Origin of the sequence: Actinomyces oricola, assembly GCF_004104015.1 — a bacterium.
Lineage (GTDB): Bacteria > Actinomycetota > Actinomycetes > Actinomycetales > Actinomycetaceae > Actinomyces > Actinomyces oricola.
Genome location: NZ_RYFV01000058.1, coordinates 1 through 2,057, shown reverse-complemented (window position 1 = coordinate 2,057; position 2,057 = coordinate 1). Strand labels below are relative to the sequence as shown.

The 2,057-nt window shown below is 55.7% G+C and carries 1 protein-coding gene; it reads right to left on the bottom strand.

All coding sequences use genetic code 11. The features are described from left to right. Positions 1-404: 404 nt before the first annotated feature. Positions 405-1,886: a serine/threonine-protein kinase gene (locus EUC46_RS12345; RefSeq protein ID WP_128774453.1), complete on the bottom strand. Its 1,482-nt coding sequence runs from the start codon at positions 1,884-1,886 to the stop codon at positions 405-407. Between the last annotated feature and the right edge of the window lie 171 nt (positions 1,887-2,057).

Genomic DNA, 2,057 nt, shown 5'->3' with positions numbered 1-2,057 from the left:
ACGCAACCAACGCCCAAGCTCCTCACCATCACCATCACGAAGCACAAGACCAGGAGCACCAGGATGAGCCATACCCACATACTCCCAAACACCCAACCGTCTAGACACTAACGACACGCGACACTAGAACGACCAGAGTTAGTAATTTTAATACCGAGTAGCTCCATCTCAGGTACTACGTCTCCCAGCAGAAAACTGGAGACGCAGGACACCTTCAGTCGCGCTCCAGAAGCACGCCATGAACGTACTTGCCAAGTCAACGAAACGACGGACAGGATGGTACCAGTAAGCCCAAGGATAGAATCTACCGTCATTCCGTGTCCCTATAGAAAATTGAAGTAGTCGAAGTTGGCATAATGTATAACATTCACTGAAATTCGCAGTAGGGGTGCTTGTGATACTTTTCATTCCCGCCAGTTGCGCTCAATAGGCTTCTCCGGCATGGTCGATGGTCTAAACAGCTTGGAATTGTTCGCTTCTGCAAACCAGCCAATCCATCGATCGACAAACTCCTGCGGGTCTGCGCGGTCAAGTTGCTCGAGAGGCCAGGCAAGTTGTGCAGTACCAATTACTCTCTCGAAGGCTATTGAGATCTGTTCTGGCTGCGCAGCGTATGGCTCCATACGCTGCCGACCACCGAATAGCGGAGAATCCATAAACGCAAGTTCAAACCAGTCAAACCGCCCCTCATGCAGTGCGTCGCAGTACCATAGGGAATGTGAACGGCCAGGATAATCGTTGTGAGTCGAGGTTTGATCCAACTCGATACTGGCGCAAGCGATCACCTCAAATGGTCCGCTCCATCGCTCCGGTTCGACTATTCGTGGGCCCACAAACTCGAGACGCGCCGCAACCAACGTCACGCTTGAGATCGTGATCTTGTCACCGAGATTCGTCTGCTCACGCCGTTCTTCATACTCCGCGAACGGCGTGTTATCGACGATCGTGTTCTGTACCGTCGCGCGGAGATGCTCGAATGACCGACATGCGTCTTGGAATAATTCCTTACGTCGTTCTCGCAACGTCCTGCGTTGCTCGTCTTCGGCTAGCGCTTGCGACCGCAGCGCCGAAAACTGTTGCGAGACTTGCTGTAACTGTTGTATGCCAGGACTTGCAGGAGCGTCTGCAGCGTGGGCGAGTTGCTGCAGAACCCAATCGGCGGTGGGGCGTGCTTCGGCCGCTTTATTGAGACACTCACAGATCATGACCTGTAGTCGAGGTACTTCGATGCTCATATCCGGTGGAGTGGTGTGAAGGTGCTGCTCTCGTAGCGCTTCGGCGGTCTGTCCCTGAAACGGCAGGTGGCCTTCCAGCAGTTCATAGGCCATGACCCCGAAGGCGTACATGTCGGTGGCTGAAGTTGCCCGCTCACTCCGCCACTGCTCTGGAGCCGCATACAGCGCGGTAAAGCTATACTTGCGCGTCGCAGCATCCGTTGAGGCATCTCGGTAGCGGGCGATGCCAAAGTCGCATAACTTCCAGGCGCTGTCCGTATACAGCACGTTCTCTGGCTTCAGGTCGCGATGAACCAGACCTGCTTGTTCAATCTCATTCAGCCCATGCGCAACATCGGCGAGGATGGCAATCTTCTCCTCAAGGCTCAACACATTATCCGCAATGTACTGGCGGAGAGAATAATCGGCACGCGGCATGATCAGGACGTACATGCCGTCATACTCGCCACTGTCCAGCACTGGCACGACGTGGGGTAAATCCGTTGAGGTTCCGATCAGGAGCTCACGCTGAGCACCCGGCTCGATTGGGACCAACTTCGCCACCGCGCGCTTGACGCCGTCCCGCCACGCCTCTCGCACCAATCCATACCCACCAGCACCGAGCTTGTCGCCGACTTCCCACGCGTGCTGCTCAAGGTTCACCGTCACCATGGCTGAATGTTACCTGGACGGCGTAGCTATGACGGCTCTTCGCGGTTGAGGGGGTGGGTTTGGGCGTGTGGGTGCCAGGGTGGGGGTCGAGGCCCTCTGATGATGGGAGTTGCTACACAACCAACTGCCGGAAGGCCTCGACGTGGACCACGCTATCTTTGCTAGCCCTGA

Bases quoted from the DNA above. Each gene is read 5' to 3' on its own strand.
- EUC46_RS12345 (WP_128774453.1), bottom strand. From the start codon at position 1,886: ATGGTGACGGTGAACCTTGAGCAGCACGCGTGGGAAGTCGGCGACAAG.